This is a genomic window from Bifidobacterium panos, assembly GCF_012932445.1.
GTDB lineage: Bacteria > Actinomycetota > Actinomycetes > Actinomycetales > Bifidobacteriaceae > Bifidobacterium > Bifidobacterium panos.
In genome coordinates, this window is record NZ_JAAIIJ010000043.1 from 1 (window position 1) to 1,021 (window position 1,021).

At 61.4% G+C, this 1,021-nt stretch carries 3 protein-coding genes; all 3 read left to right on the plus strand.

From position 1 onward, the window contains the following. Nucleotides 1-243, plus strand: a 243-nt coding sequence (locus G1C94_RS07620) for a hypothetical protein (protein WP_172147251.1), incomplete at its 5' end; no start/stop codon positions are given. Beyond that, the gene (locus G1C94_RS07625; RefSeq protein ID WP_172147254.1) at nt 240-599 is read left to right on the plus strand and encodes a hypothetical protein; all 360 of its coding nucleotides are present in this window, start codon (nt 240-242) and stop codon (nt 597-599) included. The genes G1C94_RS07620 and G1C94_RS07625, both read left to right, overlap by 4 nt. Continuing rightward, nucleotides 596-883: a hypothetical protein gene (locus G1C94_RS07630; protein ID WP_172147257.1), complete on the plus strand. Its 288-nt coding sequence runs from the start codon at nt 596-598 to the stop codon at nt 881-883. The genes G1C94_RS07625 and G1C94_RS07630 overlap by 4 nt, the downstream gene beginning before the upstream one ends. Nucleotides 884-1,021: the final 138 nt, after the last annotated feature.

Below are 1,021 nucleotides of genomic sequence, written 5' to 3' on the forward strand. Positions count from 1 at the left end.
AACGAAATGCGCAAGGACCTGCGCGAAGTGCTGGTGTGCGCCGTCCTCGCGGTCGCCATCGTCCTGGTGGTCACCATCGGGGTGATCATCGCGGGCGGCATGGTCCGGGCGGCGCGAAACCCCAACGTCGAATACGGGCGGCAAACCGTCAAGACCGGCGGCACGCAATGGCAATGCCTGACGGAGACCGTGCGAGGCAAGACCACGATCGTCGGCTGTGAAACCATCAAGGAGGAGCAATGAGCTGGGAGACGCACACATTCCACCGCCCGGTCTGCGACTATCCCGATTGCGGCGAGTGTTACTCCGGCGGTTATTACGGGTGGAAGTACGACAAGGGCATGGCTCGCGATGAAGTCGCGGATGACCCCTCGTGGCTTGTCCTCGACGATGACGCCTACCAGCCGCGCTTCTTCTGCACGCGACACCTGCGATTGGACGGGAACAGATGGCCGGTTCTTTTCGACTTCGACGACGACAAGTGCCTGCCGAGGAACGCCGAGCTCATCCCGTACTACCTCGATAGCTGGATGCAGCCGCTGCCGAAACCGGAATGCGAGGACACGATACGCGAGATTCTGAAAGGAGACGGGAAATGAGCGTAGCCAGCAGGGAAGCGGAGGAACGTTATCCCCGGCTTGTCCACGAGGGCACGGACTGCTACCAACAGGTGTACGACAGTCGCGATCTGCAGGAGGCGTATGAGCGCGGGCGCACCGCGCCACTTGCGGACGAGGAGATCGAGGCGGCGGCAGTGATGCTGTTCGGGCTTTTCTCGGATGCCGAGTACCGGTTCGACGAGGTTTCGGGCCGCGAGCGGGCACGCTACAGGGCGTATGCGCAGATTGTTCTCAACGAAGCGAGAAAGGCGGTGGAGAAATGAGCGTCGCGATCGATGAATCAGAGAAGCTCTATCCTCCGGTCACCTATGGTCGTTCCGGCTGCTATCAGCAGATTTTCGACAGCAGGGACGTGCAATGGGCATACCAGAACGGGCGCATGGCACCCGTCACCGAAACGG